Origin of the sequence: Pseudomonas sp. B6(2017), assembly GCF_002112765.1 — a bacterium.
Classification (GTDB): domain Bacteria; phylum Pseudomonadota; class Gammaproteobacteria; order Pseudomonadales; family Pseudomonadaceae; genus Aquipseudomonas; species Aquipseudomonas piscis.
In genome coordinates this window covers 90220-112408 of sequence record NZ_NEIQ01000019.1, presented here as the reverse complement: position 1 = coordinate 112408, position 22189 = coordinate 90220, and the positions used below count along the sequence as shown (strand labels likewise).

The window sequence follows — 22189 nt, the reverse complement described above, 5'->3', positions numbered from 1 at the left end:
TGTCTTATTGGTATTGGTGGCGGTGTAAGGCGCCCCACGCCAGCCCGGCGTGGGGCGGGTCGCTCAATAGGCGGCCCGGTAGATCTGCTCGATATCGGCAGCGCTCAGCTGGCGCGGGTTGTTGCGCATCAGGCGCTCGATGCCCGCGGCCTCCACGGCCATGGCCGGGATCGCCTCCTCCGGTACGCCGAAGCTGCGCATGCCGGTGGGGATAGCCACCGCTGCGCACAACGCCGCCATGGCCTTGACCGCCTGCTCCGCCGCTTGCTCGTCACTGAGGCCGATGACGGGCACATCCATGGCCTGGGCGATGTCCCGCAGGCGCTCGACGCAGGCCAGCTTGTTCCAGGCCATGACATAGGGCAGCAGCAGCGCATTGCTCACACCGTGGGCGATGTTGAAGCGCCCGCCCAGGGGATAGGCCAGGGCGTGCACCGCGCCGACCCCGGCATTGCCGAAGGCCATGCCGGCCATCAGGCTGGCGCTGGCCATGTCTTCCCGGGCCTGCAGGTGCCCGGGGTTGGCATAGGCCTTGGGCAGCGCCTTGACGATCAGGCGGATCGCCCCCAGGGCCAGGGCATCGGTGATCGGCGAGCCGTTGAGCGACAAGTAGGACTCCACCGCATGCACCAGCGCATCGATACCGCTGGCTGCGGTGACGCTGCGCGGGCAGGTCAGGGTCATGGCCGGGCTCACCAGCGCTACGTCCGGCAGCAGGTAGTCACTGACGATGCCTTTTTTCAGCTGGGCCTGCTTGTCCGAGAGGATCGCCACGTTAGTGACTTCCGAGCCGGTGCCGGCCGTGGTGGGGATGGCGATCAAAGGTGGGCCCTTGCGCGGCACCTGGTCGATGCCGAACAGCTGCTCCAGCGCACCTGCATGGCCGGCGAAGGCGGCCACGGCCTTGGCGATGTCGATGGCACTGCCGCCGCCCAGGCCGATCAGGCCGTCATGGCCACCGGCGCGATAGGCATTGGCGCACTCCTGGACGATGGCGACCTGCGGTTCGGGCTCGACCCCATCGAAGATCCCATGGCTGCGCCCACCCATGTGGGCCACAGCCAGGTCCACGGTGCCGCAGGCCACCAGGATCGCATCGGTGACGATCAGCGGATTGTCGACCCCAAGGCGCGCCAGCTCGGCGTCCAGTTGCTCGATGGCCCCCTGGCCGGTAATCAGTTTGTTGGCAATTTTGAATGCACGGATGCTCATCGGTTCGGCCTTGATTCATTGTTGTGGCAAGAGCGCCGCCAGGCGGGCTCTCGTATGGGCTCGAAGCTTGTAGAGCGAAAGCTGTGCCAAGACGCCAGAAGCCTTGGTTTACAAGGCCCTGGCAACAGATTCCGGGAAATGACCGGGGCGTCGCGATTGCTTTGTTGATCGCCAGCGGGGCTTCTGATCAGGATCCTAATCAGAGTGTTCCCAGCGTTTCATTTTCTGCACCACCGTGGCCTGGCTCACGCCCAGGGCCTTGGCGGCCAGGCGGGTGGTCTTGTGCAGTTGCAAGGCCACGCGGATGGCCTGGCGCTCGGCGTTCTCCACCACTTTGCGCAGGGGCAGGCGGCTGTCGTCGAGATGGCGCGCCTGCTGCCCGACCAGCTCCTCGGGCAGGTCCAGGGCCTCGATCACCTGCCCCGGGCAAGTCACCACCAGGCGCTCCACCACGTTGATCAGCTCGCGGATGTTCCCCGGCCAGGCGTATTCGCCCAAATGCTCCAGGGCTTCCAGGCTCCATTGCACCTGCCGCTGGTAGCGCTGGTTGAAGTGCTCCAGGTAGTACTCCAGCAAGGGGCCGATCTCCTCGCTGCGCTCGCGCAGGGCCGGGATGGCGATCGGCACCACGTTCAAGCGGTAATAGAGGTCGGCGCGAAACTTGCCCTCGGCCACCCGCTGCTTGAGGTCGTGATGGGTGGCGCTGACGATCCGCACATCCACCTCCTTGAGCTCCAGGCCGCCCACGGGGATGAAGCGGTTCTCCTCGATGACCTTGAGCAACTTGACCTGCACCGCCAGCGGCAGGTCGCCGATCTCGTCGAGAAACAGCGTGCCGTTGTGGGCCAGCTCCAGCAGCCCGCGCTTGCCCTTGCTGCCCGCGCCGGTGAACGCCCCCGGGGCGTAGCCGAACAGCTCGGCCTCGATCAGGTTCTCCGGCAAGGCTCCGCAGTTGAGGGCCAGGAACGGTTCCGCGGCGCGAGCGCTGGCATTGTGGATGAACTGCGCCACCAGGGTCTTGCCGACCCCGGTTTCCCCTTGCAGCAGCACCTTGACGTCGCAGTCGGCCACTTGCCGGGCCTGGGCGAAGATCCGCCCGGAGACTTCCTGGTCGGCCATCAGCGGCGATTGCAAAAGATCGTCACGCTGGCCGGCGTGCAGCCGCGCGGTGCTGTTGCGCAGTTGCTTGAGTTGCTGCAGCTCGTCGCGCTCGCGCTTGATACGCAGCAGCTCGGTCATGTCGCGCACGGTGCTGACCACATAGCGGATGCTCCGGTCGGCGGCGAGGATCGGCGTGGCGCTGACCAGCAGCTTCTTGCCCTGGCTGAGGCTCTGCATCATCGAGACCGGCCGGCCATCCTGCAGGACCCGCAACGATGCAGACTGGGAAATCACCCCGCTTTTCACCAGTTCCTGCATCGGCCGCCCCAGCAGCTCGGCGCCGTTCAGGCCGGTGAGACGCTCGTAGGCCTGGTTGACCTTGAGGGTCTGGCCCTGGCCGTCGGTGATGTAGACACCGTCATGCAGTGCATTGAGCAGCTCTTCGAAACTGGCATCGTTGAAGTTCACCCGTGACTCCGCAGTAAGCATGGCAAGTGCGCAGTTTACGGGTGAACGCCAGGCAGCGGCACGCCGGCGGCCGCGACGTTAGTCCAAGGCCGCCAAGGGCATCAGGCCTGGGCAGTGCGCAGTTTTTCGCTGCGCCCGCGCAGCCATTCCAGGGTCAGCAGCAGGATCACCGAGAAGGCGATCAGCAGCGTGGCCGCGGCGGCGATGGTGGGGCTGAGGTTCTCGCGAATACCACTGAACATCTGCCGGGGCAGCGTCGCCTGCTCGGGTCCGGCGAGGAACAGGGTCACCACCACTTCGTCGAACGAGGTGGCGAAGGCGAACAACGCGCCACTGATCACCCCCGGGGCGATCAACGGCAGGGTCACCCGGCGAAAGGTGGTCAGCGGCGAGGCGCCCAGGCTGGCCGCCGCCCGCACCAGGTTGTGGTTGAAGCCCTGCAAGGTCGCCGAGACGGTGATGATCACGAACGGCACCCCGAGCACCGCATGCACGATGATCAGCGACAAGAAGCTGTTGCCCATGCCCAACGGAGCGAAGAACAGGTAGCTGGCGACCCCGATGATCACCACCGGCACCACCATCGGCGAGATCACCAGGGCCATGACCAGCGACTTGCCGGGAAAATCGCCGCGGGTCAGGCCGATGGCCGCCAGGGTGCCGAAGACCATGGCCAGCACAGTGGCCGCCGGAGCCACGATGATGCTGTTCTTCAGGGCGCGCATCCATTCGGCGGAGGCGAAGAAGTCCTGGTACCAGTGCAGCGAGAAGCCCTGCAGCGGATACACCAGGAAGCTGCCCGAGTTGAACGACAACGGGATGATCACCAGCACCGGCAACACCAGGAACAACAGGATCAAGCCGCAGAGGATCCGCAAGCTGTAGAACCAGACCCGCTCGACGGGTGACATGTAGGGGCTCAGCATTTCGATTCTCTCCTTAGCTCAGGCGCAGGCGACTGGCGCCCACCAGCCAGCTGTAGATCAGGTACAGCACGATGGTCGCCAGCAACAGCAGGCCGCCCAGGGCGGTGGCCATGCCCCAGTTGATGCTGGTGTTGGTGTAGAAGGCCACGAAGTAGCTGACCATCTGGTCGTTCGGGCTGCCCAGCAGGGCCGGGGTGATGTAGTAGCCGATGGCCAGGATGAACACCAGCAGGCAACCGGCGCCAACCCCGGCATAGGTTTGCGGGAAGTACACCCGCCAGAAGCTGGCGAACGGATGGCAGCCCAGGGAGATCGCCGCGCGCATGTAGGTCGGCGAGATGCTCTTCATCACGCTGTAGATCGGCAGGATCATGAACGGCAGCAGGATGTGCACCATGGAGATGTAGACCCCCGTGCGGTTGAACACCAGCTCCAGGGGCTTGTCGATCACGCCCATGGCCAGCAAGGCGCTGTTGATCAGGCCGCCGGACTGCAGGAGCACGATCCAGGCCGCCACCCGCACCAGGATCGAAGTCCAGAACGGCAGCAGCACCAGGATCATCAGCAGGTTGCTCTTGCGCGCCGGCAGGTTGGCCAGCAGGTACGCCAGGGGATAGGCCAGCACCAGGCAGATGGCGGTGATCACCAGGCCCATCCAGAAGGTCCGGGCGAAGATATCCAGGTAGATCGACTGGTCCGGGGTCGCCGGGGCCAGCTCGCCCAGGTCGTCGATCCGGTGGTCCAGCGCCGCCAGCAGGTAGTAGGGAGTCAGGCTGCTGGTATTGCGCCGGATCGCCTGCCAGTAGGCCGGGTCGCCCCAACGCTCGTCCACCCCCTCCATGGCTTCTTTATAGGATTCGGGCTCGGCCTTGAACGGCAAGGCACGGGCAGTCTTGGTCAGCAGGCTGCGATAACCGGCCAGTTCCATGTTCAGGCGCTTGGACAGGTCGCCCAGGCCCTGGTTCTTGCGAGCCTCGGCCAGGTCTTCGCTCAAGGCCTTGTAGGCGGCCTCGCCGGGCAGGCCGCGGCCGTCCCAGGCATTCACGGCCACCACCGTGCGCGGCATGCCGCCGACCACTTCCGGGTTGCCGACGCTCTTGTACAGCAGCGCCACGATCGGTACCAGGAACACCAGCAGCAGGAACAGCACCAGCGGCGCGATCAGGGCCTGGGCCTTCCAGCGGTTGACCCTCTCGGCACGGGCCAGTCGCTGCTTGAGGGTCGGGCCGGCGACCGCATCCAGGGGAACGGTGATGGTCATGACAAACTCCGCGAATCGATCTTTCGAATACACCACCGACAGGAGCGGGCCAGCCCGCCCCTGCCACTAGCGATGCTTACTTGGCCGCCCAGGCGTTGAAGCGCTGCTCCAGCTGCTCGCCGTTGTCAGCCCAGAAGCTGACGTCGATCTGCACCTGGTTGGCGATGTTCTCCGGAGTGGTCGGCATGTCCTTGAGGATGTCCTTGGCCAGCAGAGGCACGGCCTGGGTGTTGGCCGGGCCATAGGCGATGTTTTCCGAATAGGTCTTCTGCTGCTGCGGCTGCACCGAGTAGGCGATGAACTTCTTCGCCGCTTCGGCACGGGTCTTGTCCAGGCCCTTGGGGATGGCCCAGGCATCGAAGTCGTAGATGCCGCCGTTCCACACCACCTTCAGGTTGCTTTCCTTCTGCACCGCGGCGATCCGGCCGTTGTAGGCCGAGCTCATGACCACGTCGCCCGAGGCCAGGTACTGCGGTGGCTGGGCGCCGGCTTCCCACCACTGGATGTTGGGCTTGAGCTCATCGAGCTTCTTGAAGGCACGGTCCTGGCCATCCTTGCTGGCCAGCACCTTGTACACGTCCTTGGGCGCGACGCCGTCGGCCATCAGGGCGAATTCCAGGGTGTACTTGGCCCCCTTGCGCAGGCCGCGCTTGCCCGGGAATTTCTGCGTGTCCCAGAAGTCCGCCCAGCTGCCTGGCGGCGCCTTGAGCTTGTCGGCGTTGTAGGCCAGCACCGTGGACCAGACGAAGAAGCCCACGCCACACGGCTGGATAGCGCCCTTGACATAGTCTTCGCCCTTGCCGAACAGCGCCGGGTCGAGGGGTTCGAACAGGTCTTCGTCGCAACCGCGGGACAACTCGGGGGACTCCACTTCCACCAGGTCCCAGGACACGCTCTTGGTGTCGACCATGGCCTTGACCTTGGCCATCTCGCCGTTGTACTCGCCGGCGACGATCTTGCCGTTGCCCGCCGCTTCCCACGGAGCGTAGAAGGCCTTGACCTGGGCGGCCTTGTTCGCCCCACCAAAGGACACCACGGTCAGGTCCGGTCCCGCCGCCAAGGCGTGCGCGGCCCCCAGCATGCCCAGCGTCAGGGCTGTGAGTTTCAGGGATCTCAGCATTTTATTGTGTTCTCCACGTGCAGGTTGGTGTTGCAAGGGGGGCGATCAATTCGCCTCTAGAAGCGGGTCGAGCGCACGAACGTGCTCGACTTGCCAGCCAAGCGGTACCACGTCGCCCACCGCCAGCGCTGGATCGAGCTCGGCAATCGGCTGTTTCACGAAGAAGTCGCTCTTGCCGCAGACTTCCAGGCGCACTCGGACGTGGTCGCCAAGGTAGATGAACTCCGCCACCCGCCCGGAAAAGCGGTTGGCGCAGTGTTCGCTGGAACCGTTGAGGCTCACCCGCTCCGGGCGGATGGACAGGGTCACCGGGCCGCCGACCTGGCCGACGTTGACCGCCAATGCCTCGACTTTCTCGCCACGCCCCAGCTCCACCACGCAGCGCTCGCCGTCATGGCTGTGCAGGCGACCGCTGAGGCGGTTGTTCTCGCCGATGAAGTTGGCGACGAAGGTGTTCTTCGGTTCTTCGTAGAGGGTCCGCGGCGGGGCGATCTGCTGGATCTCGCCCTGGTGGAACACCGCCACCCGGTCGGACATGGTCAAGGCCTCGCCCTGGTCGTGGGTCACGTAGACCACGGTCAAACCCAGGCGCTGGTGCAGGTGCTTGATCTCCATCTGCATATGCTCGCGCAGCTGTTTGTCCAGCGCCCCCAAGGGCTCGTCCATCAGTACCAGCTGCGGCTCGAACACCAGGGCCCGGGCCAGGGCGACCCGTTGCTGCTGGCCACCGGACAGTTGCGCCGGATAGCGCTGGGCGAAAGAGTCCAGCTGGACCATGCTCAGCACGCGCTTGACCCGCTCGCTGATGTCGGTCTTGCCCAGGCCCCGTACCGACAGCGGGAACGCCAGGTTCTCGGCCACGGTCATGTGCGGGAACAGCGCGTAGTTCTGGAACACCATGCCGATATCGCGCTTGTGCGGCGGCACATTGTTGATCGAGCGCCCGGCCAACTGGATCTCGCCGGCGGTCGGCGTCTCGAAACCGGCCAGCATCATCAGGCTGGTGGTCTTGCCGGAGCCGGACGGCCCGAGCAGGGTGAGGAACTCGCCCTTGCGAATTTCCAGGTTGAGGTCCTTGACGATCAGGTTCTCGCCGTCGTAGCTCTTCTGCACACCACGAAAGCTGACCAGAACATCATTGGCCCCAGCGCTTGAATCGACCTCGCTCATACCCGCACCTTTTTGTTTTAGACGGCTGTAGGGCAAGCCTAGTGCAGCCCACAAAGCCCGAAAATCGGGGGGTAGGAGAGATTCGCCTCAGCCGCCTGGAAGGCTGCCTGTAGGGATTGCCCTACAAGAATGGCGGAAACAGACAAGAGCAGGGGCAAGCTTGAAGCGGCAAGCCCCAAGAACAGGCATAGGCCGGGAAGTGGCGATGTCGTAAACGGATATGCCCCGCCAATGCCTTGGCCAGGACCATCGACCTCGGGGCGTATCCATTGTGGCGGGGGGAGCTGACTCCCGCTGGCTCAGAGCAGCTTGTGCTCCATGGCGTACTTCACCAGCTCGGCCAGTGAGGTGACGTTGAGCTTTTGCATCAGCCGCGCCTTGTGGGTGCTGATGGTCTTGTTGCTCAAGGCCAATTGCTGGGCGATGTCGTTGACATTGGCGCCCTGGGCCAGGCGCTCGAACACCGAGAATTCACGCTCGGACAACAGCGAATGCAGTGGCCGGGCATCGGTCAGGCCGACCTCGAAGACCATGCGATCCGCCAGTTCCGGGTCGATGTAGCGCCCACCGGACGCCACCTTGCGGATGGCCGTCAGCAGCAGTGACGGATCGCTGTCCTTGGTGGCGTAGCCAGCGGCGCCGATCTTCAGGGCCCGGGCGGCCATCTGTGCCTCGTCATGCATCGACAGCACCAGGATCGCCGGCGGATCGCTCAGGGCGCGGATTCGTGGGATGGCTTCCAGGCCGTTCACCCCGGGCATGGAGATGTCCAGCAATACCACCTCGCAAGGCACCTGGCGCAGGGTCTCCAGCAGTTGCTCGCCATTGCTCGCCTCCCCCACGACCGTCAGGTCCTTGGCCAGGCCGATCAGTTGCTTGATGCCTTCGCGGACAATGGTGTGGTCTTCGGCTACCAGTACACGAATCACGCGGTTCTCCTCGTTATTGTTGTCGGTCCAGGGGTACCCGGACAGTCAGGCTGGTGCCCTCCCCCGGCTCGCTGTGCAGCGCCAGGCTGCCGCCCATGATCAGCACTCGCTCGCGCATCCCCACCAGGCCAAAGGAGGTGGGACGCGTGGCGGCGGTATCGAACCCCAGGCCATCGTCGCTGATGCTCATGCACAACTGTGGCCCGTCCAGTACCAGGGACAGCTCCACAGTATGCGCCTGGGCATGGCGCATGACGTTGGTCAGGGCCTCCTGGAGGATGCGGAACAGGCCGATGGCCTTGGCGTCGCTCAGGCGTGGCAGGTTATCCGGCACGTCCACCAGGCACGGGATCTGCGTGCGCGCCTCGAAACGCCGGGCCTGCCATTCGATGGCCGAGGCGATACCGGCATCCAGGATCGGCGGGCGCAGGGCCGTGGCCACGTCGCGCACCAACTGGAACAGCTGGGTGATCAAGCGCTTCATGCTGTTGAGGCGCTCGTTCAGCCCGGGATCGAGCTGAGCGTAGGCCAGCTCGCACATGGAGGTCTCCAGCTTGAGCACGGTGAGCATCTGCCCCAGTTCGTCATGGACTTCCCTGGCAATGCGGGCCTTTTCCTCTTCCCGCACGCTCTCCAGGTGCGCCGACAGCTCGCGCAGCTGCTCGCGGGAACTGGCCAGCTCCAACTCGATGCGCTTGCTCTCGCTGATATCCCAGACGATGCCGTCCCAGACGAAGGTGCCGTCGTCCAGCTGCCGGGTAATCGCCTTGATCTCGGCCCAGCGCTGCTGGCCCTGGCGGGTGAGGATACGCCCCTGCCAGGACCAGTCGCTGTCGGTGTCCAGGGCCTGGTCCTGGGTCTGGTGGTAACTGGCCTTGTCATCAGGGTGCACCAGGCTGCGCAGGCCCTTGTCGCGATGGGCGAGCACCGCAGGCGAGTAGCCCACCAGGGTCTGGCTGCCCTCGCTGATGTAGGCGAAGTCGATCTGCCCGCTGACTGGCGCGCGCTCCAGGCGAAACACCAGGCCCGGCACGTTGGCGGCGATGCCTTGCAGCCGCGCTTCGCTCTCGCGCAGGGCCGCCAGGGCGCGACGGCGCTCGGTGACATCGGTGAGGTAGACCACCAGGTACTCGCTGTCGCGAAAACGCAGGAAGCTCAAGGACACGTCCGTCGGCAGGATGCTGCCGTCGGCCCGTACGCACTGGCTTTCGAAGCTCTGCACGCCCCCGGCGCTGGCCCGGGCGCGCTTCCACAGGTTGAGCCAGCGATCCATGTGCAGGTTGGGTTCGAAATCGATCAGCGGCCGCTCGATCACTCCACCCGGGGCATAGCCGAGCATTTCTTCGGCGGCGCGGTTGGCATAGCGCACGTGGCTGTCCCAATTGACCCAGAGGATGCCCACAGTGCTCTGGTCGATGGAAAACTGGGTCAGGCGCAAGGCCTCCTCGCTGGCGGCGCGCAAGGCGATGTCTTCCCGGGCCGCCAGCAGCTGCTGCTCCAGCCCACGTTGCTGGCGGCGCAGCCAGAGGATCAAGCCCAGGCTGCCCAGCAACAGCAGGGCCAGCAACAGGCTGAGGCTGCGCCAGGCGCCGGGGGACTCGCCCAGGCGCGGATACTTGGGTTGCAGCCAGCGGTTGTGCAGTTGCTCCAGCTCCTTGGCGGGAATCGTGCGCAGGGCGGTTTGCATGATGCTGGCCAGTTCCGGCCAATCGCGCCGGGTGGCCACCCGCAACAGCTGCGGCAGGCCGATATCGCCCACCACCGCCAGGCCGGAGAACTCCGCCTCGGCGGACAGGCGGCTGAGCTGGGCTTCATCCACTACCGCGTAGCGGGCCTGCTGGCTCAATAGCAACTGCAAGGCCTGGCGCTCCTGGGGCACGCCCTGCAAGTTGAGGTTGGGGTAGGTCTGGCGCAGGTACTCGGACACCGCGCTAGGCATGCGCACCGCCACCCGGGCCTGGCTGTCGAGCTTCTCCAGCTCCACCGCCCCGGAAGCCTTGCGCTCTCCCACCACCAGTTGCGGCACCCGCATGTAAGGATCGCTGTACAGCCACAGGCGCAGGCCGGCTGGGGTCTGGGTCAGGCCCGGGGCCATATCGATCTCGCCGTCGCGCAGGGCCTTTTCCAGTTGGGCCTGGTCGGGAAAGTTGCGCCAGCTGAACTCGGTGCCCAGGGTCCTGGCCACGGCCTGCATCAACTCGACGTTGGCCCCGGACAAGCGTTGCAAGCGCCGGTCGTACTGGGCCAAGGGCGCCTGTAGCACCACCCCCACGCGCAGCTCCGGGTGCTGCTCCAGCCACTGGCGCAGCTCATGGCCCAGGACCGCGGCAGGCTCGCGGGCCGCCGGCGCCGCCGCGCCTATCAAGGGAAGGCACAGACAGCCGATAAGCAAGAGGCAGCGAAAGCGCATCATCTGAAGTCTCACACCCTGACAAATACTGACCAACCCATTAGGCTGCCGGAATTACTTCTGGCCTGGAATATCCGATGCCCCTCGTCCCCCGCTCGGCACTGCCCGTATTGTGCCTGTCGCTGATCCTGCCCTGGAGCTTTTCCGCCCACGCCGACGATCCGGCTCCCGAGGCCAAGCCTGCCGAGGAACAACCGGCGCCACGCCCCGCCCTGCCCGAACGCAGCCAGGAAGATGCCACCGCCCTGGAACGCCGCTTGCCCACCCAGGAACAGCAGCAACTGCAAGCTGGCGACAGCAGTTTCCTGGCCCTGTGGAAACCGGCCAACACCAGCGAGCCCAAGGGCGTGGTGATCATCCTCCCTGGAGCCGGGGAAAGCGCCGACTGGCCACAGGTGGTGGCGCCATTGCGCAATCGCCTGCCCGACACCGACTGGGGCAGCCTGAGCCTGACCCTCCCCGATATGCAAAGCGAAGCGGCACAACCGCGAATTGTCGAGGCGGCTCCCGCGGCACCGACCGAAAGCGCCAATACCGCCAAGGACGCCAGCACCGAGGCCAAGCCCATCGAGCAGGTCGCCGGCGGTGAAGCCGATGTGGCCGATCATCCGGTCGCCGAAACCACCGAGGAGCAGGTCAAGGCCGACGCCGAGCGCATCTTCGCCCGGGTCGACGCGGCCCTGGCCTACGCCGAACAGCAGAATGCCCGCAGCATCGTGCTGCTGGGCCATGGCACCGGCGCCTATTGGGCCGCGCGCTACCTGAACGAAAAACAGCCATCGCAGGTACAGAAACTGGTGCTGGTCGAGGCTCGTTCGCCAAGCAACGGCAAGCCGCAACTGGCGGAACTGACCCCGACCCTGAAACTGGCCACTGCCGATATCTTCTATGTCGACACAGCGGTGGCGCGCAAGGAGGCACTGGAGCGACTGCAGGCCAGCAAGCGCTTGAAGCACTCGAACTTCAGCCAGATCTCCCTCAAGGCCCTGCCCGGCAACGACAGCGCCCAGCAGGAGCAGCTGTTCCGCCGGGTCCGTGGCTGGCTCAATCCGCAAAACGCCGATAACTGAAAACACCGGACCGCCGCTGCCAGAGAAGCAGCGGCGACCCGGCCTTGCCTTCAGCGAAAGGCCCGGCGCTGGCGCACCAGCGCATAGGCGCTGTGCAGTTCGCGGGTTTTCTCCGTGGCAGTGCGCACCTGCTCCGGCGTCGCGCCGCTACCGGCGACCTTGTCCGGGTGGTGGCGACTGAGCAGCCGCCGATAGGCACGCTTGATCTGCGCCGGCTCGGTGGTCGCCGCCACCCCCAGCAGGCGCAGGGCCTCCTGGTAGCTCATGCCGGCTTCGGCGGTGTCTCTCCTGGCGGGACCGTAGTCCTGGGCCAGCGCCTGGATCTGCTCGCTGCTCCAACCCAGCCATTTACCCCAGGACTGGATCAACTCGCGTTCCGCCGCACCGACCCGGCCGTCGGCCCAGACCATGCGCCAGCAGGCGCGCAGCACGCCTTCGGCGGCATAGGGCTGGCTACCCAGGCGGCGCAGGTAGCCGCGCAGGTGGTCATTGCCCGACTTGCCACGGTTGAAGGCGGCGATGGCTCGGCGCTGCGCCACTTCGTTCATGTCCAGCGAACGCATTTCCTGGCGCGCCTGCTGGATATGCCCATCCACTACCCGACCGTCGCTTTTCGCCAGGCGCCCGAGCAAGACGAACAGCAACTCATCGTTGCGCAGCGCCGGACGCCCGCCCAGGCGTTCACGTACATGTGCCCAGCTGTGCAGTTGCATGCGCCGATCCAGCGCCTGCCCCAGCAACGCACCAAGCATGGCCCCCGGAATGCTGGCTATGGCAAAACCTGCTCCGGCTCCGATCAGAGTCCCTGGCCACCACATGTCAGCGCCCCGCTTGCAGCAGGTGCTCGACCTGCGCCAGACGCTCGACGGTTCCCACATCGACCCATTGGCCGCGCATGTGCTCACCACTGACCTGGCCCCGGGCCATGGCCTCGCGCAGCAGCGGCGCCAACTTGAAGGCGCCGGCGGCGCTGTGCTGGAACAGGCGAGGATGCAGCACCGAAATGCCACTGTAGGTCAGGGTCGGCGCACCCGGCTGGCCGTCGTGCAGCAGGCCGTTTTCCAGGCAGAAGTCGCCACCGGTGGGATGGTGTGGCGGGTTGTCGACCATCACCAGGTGGGCCAGGCCATCCAGGGGCCGGCGCAGGCTGGTGAAATCGTAGTCGGTCCAGATATCGCCATTGACCACCAGGAAGGGCTCGTCGCCCAGCAACGGCAAGGCCTTGAAGATCCCGCCACCGGTCTCCAGCGGCTGGTCTTCCGCCGAATAGCGGATGCTCAGGCCCCAGCGCTGGCCGTCGCCCAGGGCATCCTCGATCTGCTGGCCAAGCCAGGCATGATTGATGACGATCTCGCGAAAACCTGCGGCCGCCAGGGCCCTCAGGTGGTATTCGATCAGAGGCACGCCGGCCACCGGCAGCAGGGGCTTGGGGGTGGTCAGGGTCAATGGGCGCATGCGCTCGCCCTTGCCCGCCGCCAGGATCATCGCCTTCATGCCTGGGCTCCTGCCGGCTGGCTCAAGCTGAACAGCAGTTGCGCCAGCTCCGACAATTCAGGCCGACGGGCCAGCACCGCTTCTATATAAGCCAGGAATCGCGGGACATCGGCCAGGTAGCGCGGCTTGCCGTCGCGGTGGCAGATGCGCGAGAAGATCCCGATCACTTTGAGGTGGCGTTGCACGCCCATCAGGTCGCTGGCCCGCAGGAACTCCTGAAAATCCTCCTGGACCGGAATGCCCAGGGCTCGGGCGCGGGTCCAGTAGTTTTCCTGCCAGAGCCGCACGCGCGGTTCCGGCCAGCTGAGGAAGGCGTCCTTGAACAGGCAGGTGATGTCGTAGGTCACCGGGCCGTAGACCGCGTCCTGGAAGTCCAGCACCCCCGGGTTCGGCGTGCTGAGCATCAGGTTGCGCGGCATATAGTCGCGATGGACCAGAACCTTGGGTTGTGCCAGGGCGCTGTCGATCAACAGGTCGCTGACCCGTTGCCATTGCTGGCGCTGCTCGGCGGTAAGGGTAATGCCCAGCTCACGGCCGACGTACCACTCCGGGAACAGCTCCAGCTCGCGGCGCAGCAGGGGCACATCGTAGCTGGGCAAGGGGGCATCCATGGGTAGTTGCTGGAAGGCCAACAGCGCTTGCAATGCGTCTTCGAAGAGCGCGTCGGCATTGTCTTCGTTTATTACATCCAGGTAGGTCTGGCTACCCAGGTCATTGAGCAGCAGGAAGCCGCGCTCCAGGTCCTGGGCAAAAATTTTCGGCACATTGATACCGGAAGTCGCCAACAGGCCGGCGATTTCCACGAAGGGCCGGCAGTTCTCCAGGGGCGGCGGAGCATCCATCACCACAAAGCTGCGACCTGCGCCCTGCCAACGGAAATAACGGCGGAAACTCGCGTCGCTGCTGGCCGCGACCAAGGTAGCCGGGGGCACTTCACCCCAGCCCTGTGCTGCATAGACAATCGCCAACTGTTCATCGAGCCAAACTTTCAGGTGTTGCAAGCGTACATCTTGGTCAGGCATTACAAGGGTCTCCGACGGCCCTAGCCGTCAAGCGGGTCATGCTTTATTATCCAGCATCTTTTTCAGACCATCGAGAGGCGTGCGGCCCAACACCGCGGGCAGATGGCACGCAGGAAGCCCGGACTAATAAGATGGCATTGAAATCCCCCGCGTTTCGTAAAAAATTCCCGTTGCTGGTCACCGGCGGTTTGCTGGCCCTGCAACCTCTAGCCACTTCCTTCGTGGTCGCCGCGGAACAGTACGACTGTTCGGTCTCCGCTTCCGGCGGCTGGGCCTGTGCTCCCAAGACCAGTGCAGCCCAATTGCCGCCGCGCCCGGTCCACGACGCCAACTCGCTCACCTCCAGCGGCGCCACCGACAGCGGTGCGGCGCAAGATGCTGGCGACAAGCCGGTATTGGTGACCGAAGCCAAGGGTCGTGGCCTGAAGTCCCGCAGCGCGGACTACAGCCATCTCGACTGGGTACCGCGTGAGCAGCTCACCGCCGCCCAACTGGCCGAGACCGGTCCTTACTGCTCTGGTTCCTATATCGAACCGATTCGTCCTGGCATGAATGACAAGACGAAGAAAAGTGACGCACCGACCTTCATCGGCGCCAAGGCCTCGCGTTATCAGCAGGAGCAGCAGGTGGCGACCCTGGCCGGCGACGTGGTCATGCGCCAGGGCAGCATGCAGGTCGAGGCCGACGAGGCCAACCTGTACCAGGCCGAGAACCGCGGCGAACTGAGCGGCAACGTGCGCATCCGCGACAACGGCACACTGATGGTCGGCGACCACGCCGACGTCCAGCTCGACACTGGCGAGGCCAAGGTCGACAACGCCGAGTACGTGATGCACAAGTCGCGGGTTCGCGGCAGTGCGCTATATGCCAAGCGGGCGGAAAACGCCATCATCCGCCTCAAGGATGGTACGTACACCACTTGCGAACCGAACAGCAACGCCTGGCAGCTCAAGGGCAACAACATCACCTTGAACCCGGCGACCGGCTTCGGTACCGCGACCAACGTAACGCTGCGGGTCAAGGACTTCCCGGTTCTCTATACCCCGTACATCTACTTCCCGATCGACGATCGCCGCCAGTCCGGCTTCCTGCCACCGAGCTTCAGTACCGGCAGCGACACCGGCTTCATGCTGGTCACCCCGTACTACTTCAACCTGGCACCAAACTACGATGCCACGTTGTATCCGCGCTACATGGCCAAACGCGGCATGTTGATGGAAGGCGAGTTCCGCTACCTGACCAAGAACAGCGAGGGCCAGTTCGGCGCCGCCTACCTGAACGACGAAAGCGACGATCGCAAGAAGCAGACCGAATACGAAAAAACCCGCTACATGCTCAACTGGCAGCACAAGGGCGGGCTCGATTCGCGGACGATGACCGAGGTCGACTACACCAAGATCAGCGATCCGTATTACTTCCAGGATCTGCAGACCGACCAGATCGGCGTGAAGTCCGCCGACTACGTCAACCAGCAGGGCGCGGTAACCTACCGTGGCGACAACTACACCGCACGCCTCAACGTGCAGGCGTACCAGCTGGCGACGGTGTCCAACATCACCCCATACGACAAGCTGCCGCAGATCACCTTCAACGGCTCCCTGCCCTACCACCCCGAAGGCCTGGATTTCACCTATGAAACCGAGCTGGTGCGTTTTGATCGGGATCTACAGAAAGGCTACTTTAAGGACAAGGACGGCGGGCCTTTCGATCCGGTTAACAACATCTACGGCACTCGCCGCCTGGATGCCAACGTCGCCGGCCTGGACCGCGCCAACGGCGATCGCCTGAACCTCAAGCCCGGAGTCAGCCTGCCACTGAACTGGAGCTATGGCTACCTGACGCCGTCGCTCAAGTACATGTACACCCGCTACAACCTTGACCTCGACGCTAAAGGCAAACAAGGCATTATCGACGCCCGCAACGCCGCGACCCTCATGGGCACTCGTTATGTCGGAGGTGACTTCGGAAGCTCGCAGAGCCGTGGCGTACCGATCGCTAGCCTGGACGGCGGCCTGTACTTCGACCGCAATACCCAGTGGTTCGGCAAGAACTATCGCCAGACCCTGGAGCCGCGGATGTTCTACCTCTACGTTCCAGAGAAGGACCAAATGGACATCCCGGTATTCGATACCGGCGAGCCTAGCTTCAACTATGCCTCGCTGTTCCGGGACAACCGTTTCAGCGGTTCCGACCGCGTGGGCGATGAAAACAAGCTGTCCCTGGGCGTGACCAGCCGCTGGATCGAAGACAATGGCTTCCAGCGCCAGCGCATCAGCGTCGGCCAGGCCCTGTACTTCAAGGACCGCACCGTCCAGTTGCCAGGCATCGATTACCACACTCGCGACGATGCCAAGTCCAACGTCTCGCCTTATGCGCTCGAGTACGAATACCGCTACAACCGCGACTGGCGCACCACCGCCGACTACAACTGGGATCCAGACAGCCGCAGCCCGCGCTCCGGCAGTGCGATGCTCCATTACCAGCCCGAAGACAACCCGAACAAGGTGGTCAACGTCGGTTATCGCTATCGCAACGACCAGATCCGCTACGACCAGAACAGCGGTACCTGGAAAGTGGGCAACTCCAGCTATGGCGTCGAAGGCCAGCCTGGCTACGTGAAGGACTACTACAAGATCCAGCAGCATGACTTCTCGGTGATCTGGCCGATCGTGCCGCAGTGGAACGCCATCAGCCGCTGGCAGTACGACTACAACCGTAACCGCACGCTCGAGGCCTTCGGTGGTTTCGAATATGACAACTGCTGCTGGAAACTGCGCCTGATCAGTCGGTACTGGGTCAAGTATGACGAGTTCAGTCAGGAGGCTCCGCAAAACGAAAGTGGCGACCGCGGCATCTTCCTCCAAATCGTTCTGAAAGGTCTCGGTGGCGTCATGGGCACCAAGGTAGAGAGCTTCCTCGACAAAGGCATCCAAGGTTATCGTGAACGTGAAGACCAAGCTTTCTGATTGTCTGCGCCCGCTGATGCTGGGCGCGCTGTTCCTGAGCACTGCGGCCAGCGCCGCGGTGCAGTCCCTCGACAAGGTCGTGGCCATCGTCGATAACGACGTGGTCATGCAGAGTCAGCTGGACCAGCGGGTAAACGAAGTCCAGCAGACCATCGCCAAGCGCGGCGGCGGCATGCCACCTGCCAGCGTCCTGGAACAGCAGGTACTGGAGCGCCTGATCGTCGAGAACCTGCAACTGCAGATCGGCGAGCGCTCCGGTATCCGCATCACCGATGAAGAACTGAACCAGGCCATTGGCACCATCGCCCAGCGCAACAACATGAGCGTCGAGCAGTTCCGTGGCGCCCTGGCCCGTGACGGCCTGTCTTATCAAGATGCCCGCGAGCAGGTACGCCGCGAGATGGTCATCAGCCGTGTGCGCCAACGCCGTGTGGCCGAGCGCATCCAGGTATCGGAGCAGGAAGTGAAGAACTTCCTCGCCTCGGACCTGGGCAAGATGCAGCTCTCCGAGGAGCTGCACCTGGCCAACATCCTGATCCCGACTCCGGAAAGCGCCAGCTCCGAAGCCATCCAGGGCGCTGCCCGCCAGGCCATGGAGGTGTACCAGCAGCTCAAGCAGGGCGCCGACTTCGCCCAGTTGGCCATCGCCCGCTCCGGCAGCGACAACGCCCTGGAAGGCGGCGACATGGGCTGGCGCAAGGCCGCGCAATTGCCACCTCCATTCGACCGTGAACTGAGTGCGATGTCGGTTGGCGACATCACCCAGCCGGCTCGTACTCCTGGCGGCTTCATCATCCTCAAGCTGCTGGACAAGCGTGGCGGTGGCAACCAGGTGCGTGACGAAGTGCATGTGCGCCACATCCTGATCAAGCCTAGCGAGATCCGCAGCGAAGAAGAGACCAAGCGCCTGGCGCAGAAGCTCTACGAGCGCATCACTGCCGGTGAAGACTTCGCCGAACTGGCCAAGAGCTACTCGGAAGATCCGGGCTCGGCACTCAACGGTGGCGACCTCAACTGGATCGACCCGAACGCCCTGGTGCCGGAGTTCCGCGAAGTGATGGCCAAGACCCAACAGGGCCAGCTGTCCAAGCCGTTCAAGAGCCCTTATGGCTGGCATGTACTGGAAGTCCTTGGCCGTCGCGCCACCGACAGCACCAGCCAGGCCCGCGAGCAGCAAGCCATGACCGTCCTGCGTAACCGCAAGTACGACGAAGAGTTGCAGACCTGGTTGCGGCAGATCCGCGACGAGGCCTACGTTGAAATCAAGCTGCCTGGCGCTGAACAGGCGGCACAGTGAAACCCGCACGTTTCGCCCTGACACCCGGCGAGCCGGCGGGTATAGGCCCCGACCTATGCCTGCTGCTCGCCTCGCAACCCCAGCCCCACCCCCTGATTGCCATTACCAGCCGCGACCTGCTCCTCGAGCGGGCCGCGCAACTGGGAGTGGCCGTCACCCTGCTGTCGGTGGACCCGGAGCACTTGCCGGATGCTCCGGCAGCGGCGGGCAGCCTCTATGTCTGGGATACCCCCCTGGGTAAACCCGTAGCCAGCGGCCAACTGGACCAGGCCAATGCCGCCTTCGTCCTGCAGACCCTGACGCGTGCCGGCCAGGGTTGCCTGGACGGTCGCTTCGCCGGGATGATCACCGCCCCCGTACACAAGGGCGTGATCAACGATTCCGGGATCGCCTTTTCCGGGCATACCGAGTTCCTCGCGGACCTGACCCAGACCCAGCAGGTGGTCATGATGCTGGCCACCCGCGGCTTGCGCGTGGCACTGGTGACCACCCACCTGCCGCTGCGGGATATCGCCGATGCGATCACCCCCGAGCGCCTGGAACGGGTCACGCGGATCCTGCATGCCGACCTGCAACAGAAGTTCGGCATCGCCCAGCCGCGAATCCTGGTCTGCGGGCTCAACCCCCATGCCGGCGAAGGCGGCCACCTGGGCCGCGAAGAAATCGACATCATCGAACCTACCCTGGAGCGTCTGCGCCAAGAAGGCATGGACCTGCGTGGTCCGCTGCCGGCCGACACTCTGTTTACCCCCAAATATCTGGAGCACTGCGACGCAGTGCTGGCGATGTACCACGACCAGGGCCTGCCCGTGCTGAAGTACAAAGGCTTCGGCGCCGCCGTCAACGTGACACTAGGCTTGCCGATCATCCGCACCTCAGTCGACCACGGCACCGCCCTGGACCTGGCCGGCAGCGGCAGGATCGATACCGGCAGCCTGCAGGTCGCCCTGGAAACCGCCTACCAGATGGCCGAGAACCGTATATGAGCGAGCAATACCAACACCGGGCGCGCAAGCGCTTCGGTCAGAACTTCCTGCATGACGCTGGCGTCATCGACCGCATCCTGCGGGCCATCAACGCCAAGCCCCAGGACCGCATGCTGGAAATCGGCCCGGGCCAGGGCGCCCTCACCGAGGGCCTGCTGGGCAGCGGCGCGCAACTGGACGTGGTGGAGCTGGACAAGGACCTGGTGCCGATCCTCAACCAGCAGTTCGCTGGCCGCGGCAACTTCAAGCTGCACCAGGGCGATGCCCTGAAGTTCGACTTCAACACCCTGGGTGCCGCGCCAGGCAGCCTGCGGGTTGTGGGCAACCTGCCCTACAACATCTCCACGCCGCTGATCTTCCATTTGCTGCACAACGCCAGCCTGATCCGCGACATGCATTTCATGCTGCAGAAGGAAGTGGTGGAGCGCCTGGCCGCCGGCCCAGGCGGTGGCGACTGGGGCCGCTTGTCGATCATGGTCCAGTACCACTGCCGCGTGGAGCACCTGTTCAATGTCGGCCCTGGCGCCTTCAACCCGCCGCCGAAAGTCGATTCGGCAATCGTGCGCCTGGTGCCCCACGCAGTGCTGCCGCATCCGGCCAAGGACCATCGGTTGCTGGAACGCATCGTTCGCGAAGCCTTCAACCAGCGCCGCAAGACCCTGCGCAACACCCTCAAGGCCCTCCTGAGCAATGCCGAGATCGAAGCCGCCGGCGTCGACGGCAGCCTGCGCCCTGAACAGCTGGACCTGGCCGCGTTCGTGCGCCTGGCCGACCAACTGGCCGACCAGGCCAAGCCCGCCAGCTGAGCAACCCTCCCAGCGCCAGCGGGTAGGACGTCAACCAGGATGTCTGGTGTCCTACCCGCTACTTGACCTAGACTGACCTGCGTCAATCCTGTCCCGCGCCCCGCTTTGCTTTAAAGGCCCTTTGCATGTCCGATCCCCGCTATCAGATCGACGTCAGCGTCGTCACTCGCTTCCTGGCAGACCAGTCGCAACCCGAGCACAACCGTTTCGCCTTCGCCTACACCATCACCGTGCAGAACAACGGCCTGCTGCCAGCCAAGTTGCTGTCCCGGCACTGGGTGATCACCGATGGCGACGGGCACGTGGAAGAGGTACGCGGTGCCGGCGTGGTTGGCCAGCAACCGTTGATCGCCGTCGGCAAGAGCCACACCTACAGCAGCGGCACAGTCATGACCACCCAGGTCGGGAACATGCAGGGCAGCTACCAGATGCTGGCCGAAGACGGCAAACAGTTCGACGCCATCATCGCGCCCTTCCGCCTCGCGGTCCCCGGGGCACTGCACTGATGGCAACCTACGCCGTTGGCGACCTGCAAGGCTGCCTGGAACCGCTGCAGTGCCTGCTGGAGCAGGTAGCCTTCGCCCCCACCCGGGACCGCCTGTGGCTGGTCGGCGACCTGGTCAATCGCGGCCCACAGTCCCTGGAGACCCTGCGTTATCTCTATTCCATCCGTGAGTCGCTGGTCTGCGTACTGGGCAACCATGACCTGCACCTGCTGGCCGCGTGGCGCAATATCGAGCGCCTGAAGAAGTCCGATACCCTGCGCGAGATCCTGCAGGCCCCGGACTGCGAGGAACTGCTGCAATGGCTGCGCCAGCAGCGGCTGATGCACTACGACGAAACCCGCAACGTCGCCATGGTGCATGCCGGCATCGCTCCGCAATGGTCCCTGAAGAAGGCGCTCAAGTACGCAGCGGAAGTCGAGCAGGCGCTGCGTGACGACAACCTCTTCGAACCCTTCCTGGACGGCATGTACGGCAACGACCCAGCGAAATGGGACAGCGAGCTCAAGGGTGTCACCCGCTTGCGGGTCATCACCAACTACTTCACGCGCATGCGCTTCTGCACCAGCGACGGCAAGCTCGACCTCAAGACCAAGGAGGGCCTGGATACCGCGCCTGCCGGCTATGCCCCCTGGTTCAGCCACAAGGAACGCAAGACCCGGGAGTTGAAGATCATTTTCGGCCACTGGGCGGCCCTGGAAGGCCAGTGCAACGAACCGGGCGTCTTCGCCCTGGACAGCGGTTGTGTCTGGGGCGGCTCCATGACCCTGATGAACGTCGATACCGGCCTGCGCCTGACCTGCGACTGCGATGCCCATGGCCATGCAGCACCCGCCCCCATCCATACCCCGCCCGTCGCCTAGACGGCGCCGAGCCAACCCAGGAGTCCGCCATGAGCGAATTCAAACGCATCCCTCCAGAACAGGCCCAGGCCCTGCGCGAACAAGGCGCCGTCGTGGTGGATATCCGTGACCCTCAAACCTACGCCCTGAACCACATCAGCGGCTCGCTGCACCTGGACAACCACTCCATCTCGGACTTCATTCGCAACGCCGACCTGGACGCCCCGCTGGTGGTGGTGTGCTACCACGGCAACTCCAGCCAGAGCGCTGCGGCCTACCTGGTCAGCCAGGGTTTCTCCGACGTCTACAGCCTCGATGGCGGTTTCGAGCTATGGCGCAGCACCTATCCTGCGGAAACCGCCCGGGACAACGCCGAATAATTTTTTTCCACCGCTCTAGCCCGCGTACTACGCGGGCTGAGGCGCCACCAGACGAACGGTAGCGTGTAACTAATCCGCCATCGCGCCTTGACCTCTGCGATTCCGAACTATCCTTAGCCACAGGCCATCCAAATCAGGGGAGAGCCGGTACACCGGCGAGCGGGTCATCGGTACTAGCTTTCAAGCTCGATAGCTTTGAAAGTGTTCTGGGGGGTAAACAGCAACT

Annotated in this window: 19 protein-coding genes; 8 read left to right on the top strand and 11 right to left on the bottom strand. The window is 64.5% G+C overall.

Annotated elements, in window-relative coordinates:
• Window positions 1–63: 63 nt before the first annotated feature.
• The 8 genes from CAG11_RS27385 to CAG11_RS27350 form a co-directional block, all read right to left on the bottom strand.
• Entirely contained in the window at window positions 64–1212 is a 1149-nt protein-coding gene (locus tag CAG11_RS27385) for an iron-containing alcohol dehydrogenase (protein ID WP_085599150.1), read from the bottom strand.
• Window positions 1213–1407: 195 nt separating this feature from the next.
• Window positions 1408–2781 (bottom strand): sigma-54-dependent Fis family transcriptional regulator, encoded by a 1374-nt coding sequence (locus tag CAG11_RS27380; protein ID WP_085599148.1) that lies wholly within the window; start codon window positions 2779–2781, stop codon window positions 1408–1410.
• A gap of 101 nt (window positions 2782–2882) precedes the next feature.
• Window positions 2883–3707, bottom strand: coding sequence for an ABC transporter permease (locus CAG11_RS27375; RefSeq protein WP_022641410.1), 825 nt, complete (start codon window positions 3705–3707; stop codon window positions 2883–2885).
• 13 nt (window positions 3708–3720) lie between these two features.
• Window positions 3721–4968: an ABC transporter permease gene (locus tag CAG11_RS27370; protein WP_053137591.1), complete on the bottom strand. Its 1248-nt coding sequence runs from the start codon at window positions 4966–4968 to the stop codon at window positions 3721–3723.
• A 76-nt stretch (window positions 4969–5044) separates the two neighbouring features.
• Window positions 5045–6088, bottom strand: coding sequence for an ABC transporter substrate-binding protein (locus tag CAG11_RS27365; protein WP_022641412.1), 1044 nt, complete (start codon window positions 6086–6088; stop codon window positions 5045–5047).
• Window positions 6089–6133: 45 nt separating this feature from the next.
• Window positions 6134–7258, bottom strand: a complete 1125-nt coding sequence (locus CAG11_RS27360) for an ABC transporter ATP-binding protein (protein ID WP_022641413.1) — start codon at window positions 7256–7258, stop codon at window positions 6134–6136.
• Between the two features lie 299 nt (window positions 7259–7557).
• Window positions 7558–8187 (bottom strand): response regulator transcription factor, encoded by a 630-nt coding sequence (locus CAG11_RS27355; RefSeq protein WP_022641414.1) that lies wholly within the window; start codon window positions 8185–8187, stop codon window positions 7558–7560.
• 13 nt (window positions 8188–8200) lie between these two features.
• Window positions 8201–10600, bottom strand: a complete 2400-nt coding sequence (locus CAG11_RS27350; RefSeq protein ID WP_085599146.1) for a PAS domain S-box protein — start codon at window positions 10598–10600, stop codon at window positions 8201–8203.
• 74 nt (window positions 10601–10674) lie between these two features.
• Here CAG11_RS27350 and CAG11_RS27345 point away from each other — a divergent pair, with 74 nt between their 5' ends.
• Window positions 10675–11667 (top strand): alpha/beta hydrolase family protein, encoded by a 993-nt coding sequence (locus tag CAG11_RS27345; protein ID WP_085599144.1) that lies wholly within the window; start codon window positions 10675–10677, stop codon window positions 11665–11667.
• A 50-nt stretch (window positions 11668–11717) separates the two neighbouring features.
• Here CAG11_RS27345 and CAG11_RS27340 read toward each other — a convergent pair whose 3' ends face one another.
• The 3 genes from CAG11_RS27340 to CAG11_RS27330 are packed head-to-tail and all read right to left on the bottom strand — an operon-like array spanning window position 11718 to window position 14183.
• Entirely contained in the window at window positions 11718–12485 is a 768-nt protein-coding gene (locus CAG11_RS27340) for a TerB family tellurite resistance protein (RefSeq protein ID WP_085599142.1), read from the bottom strand.
• A 1-nt stretch (window position 12486) separates the two neighbouring features.
• Window positions 12487–13161 carry an N-acetylmuramate alpha-1-phosphate uridylyltransferase MurU gene (gene murU, locus CAG11_RS27335; protein ID WP_053137601.1) on the bottom strand — a complete coding sequence of 225 codons (675 nt, stop codon included), beginning with the start codon at window positions 13159–13161 and terminating at the stop codon, window positions 12487–12489.
• Entirely contained in the window at window positions 13158–14183 is a 1026-nt protein-coding gene (locus CAG11_RS27330) for an aminoglycoside phosphotransferase family protein (RefSeq protein ID WP_085599140.1), read from the bottom strand. Before CAG11_RS27330 ends, murU begins: the two co-directional genes overlap by 4 nt.
• Window positions 14184–14314: 131 nt before the next feature.
• Here CAG11_RS27330 and CAG11_RS27325 point away from each other — a divergent pair, with 131 nt between their 5' ends.
• The 7 genes from CAG11_RS27325 (at window position 14315) to glpE (ending at window position 21963) form a co-directional block, all read left to right on the top strand.
• A complete protein-coding gene (locus CAG11_RS27325) occupies window positions 14315–17149 on the top strand; it encodes an LPS-assembly protein LptD (protein WP_085599138.1) in 2835 nt (944 codons plus the stop codon).
• The gene (gene surA, locus CAG11_RS27320) at window positions 17130–18446 is read left to right on the top strand and encodes a peptidylprolyl isomerase SurA (protein WP_143494776.1); all 1317 of its coding nucleotides are present in this window, start codon (window positions 17130–17132) and stop codon (window positions 18444–18446) included. Before CAG11_RS27325 ends, surA begins: the two co-directional genes overlap by 20 nt.
• Window positions 18443–19432: a 4-hydroxythreonine-4-phosphate dehydrogenase PdxA gene (gene pdxA, locus CAG11_RS27315; protein WP_085599136.1), complete on the top strand. Its 990-nt coding sequence runs from the start codon at window positions 18443–18445 to the stop codon at window positions 19430–19432. Before surA ends, pdxA begins: the two co-directional genes overlap by 4 nt.
• Window positions 19429–20238, top strand: coding sequence for a 16S rRNA (adenine(1518)-N(6)/adenine(1519)-N(6))-dimethyltransferase RsmA (gene rsmA, locus CAG11_RS27310; protein ID WP_022641424.1), 810 nt, complete (start codon window positions 19429–19431; stop codon window positions 20236–20238). Before pdxA ends, rsmA begins: the two co-directional genes overlap by 4 nt.
• 125 nt (window positions 20239–20363) lie before the next feature.
• On the top strand, window positions 20364–20744 hold the full coding sequence (apaG, locus tag CAG11_RS27305; RefSeq protein WP_022641425.1) for a Co2+/Mg2+ efflux protein ApaG: 381 nt from the start codon (window positions 20364–20366) through the stop codon (window positions 20742–20744).
• Complete coding sequence (locus CAG11_RS27300) at window positions 20744–21604, top strand: symmetrical bis(5'-nucleosyl)-tetraphosphatase (RefSeq protein WP_085599134.1); 861 nt, start codon at window positions 20744–20746, stop codon at window positions 21602–21604. The genes apaG and CAG11_RS27300 overlap by 1 nt, the downstream gene beginning before the upstream one ends.
• Window positions 21605–21633: 29 nt before the next feature.
• A complete protein-coding gene (glpE, locus tag CAG11_RS27295; RefSeq protein ID WP_022641427.1) occupies window positions 21634–21963 on the top strand; it encodes a thiosulfate sulfurtransferase GlpE in 330 nt (109 codons plus the stop codon).
• Window positions 21964–22189 lie beyond the last annotated feature (226 nt).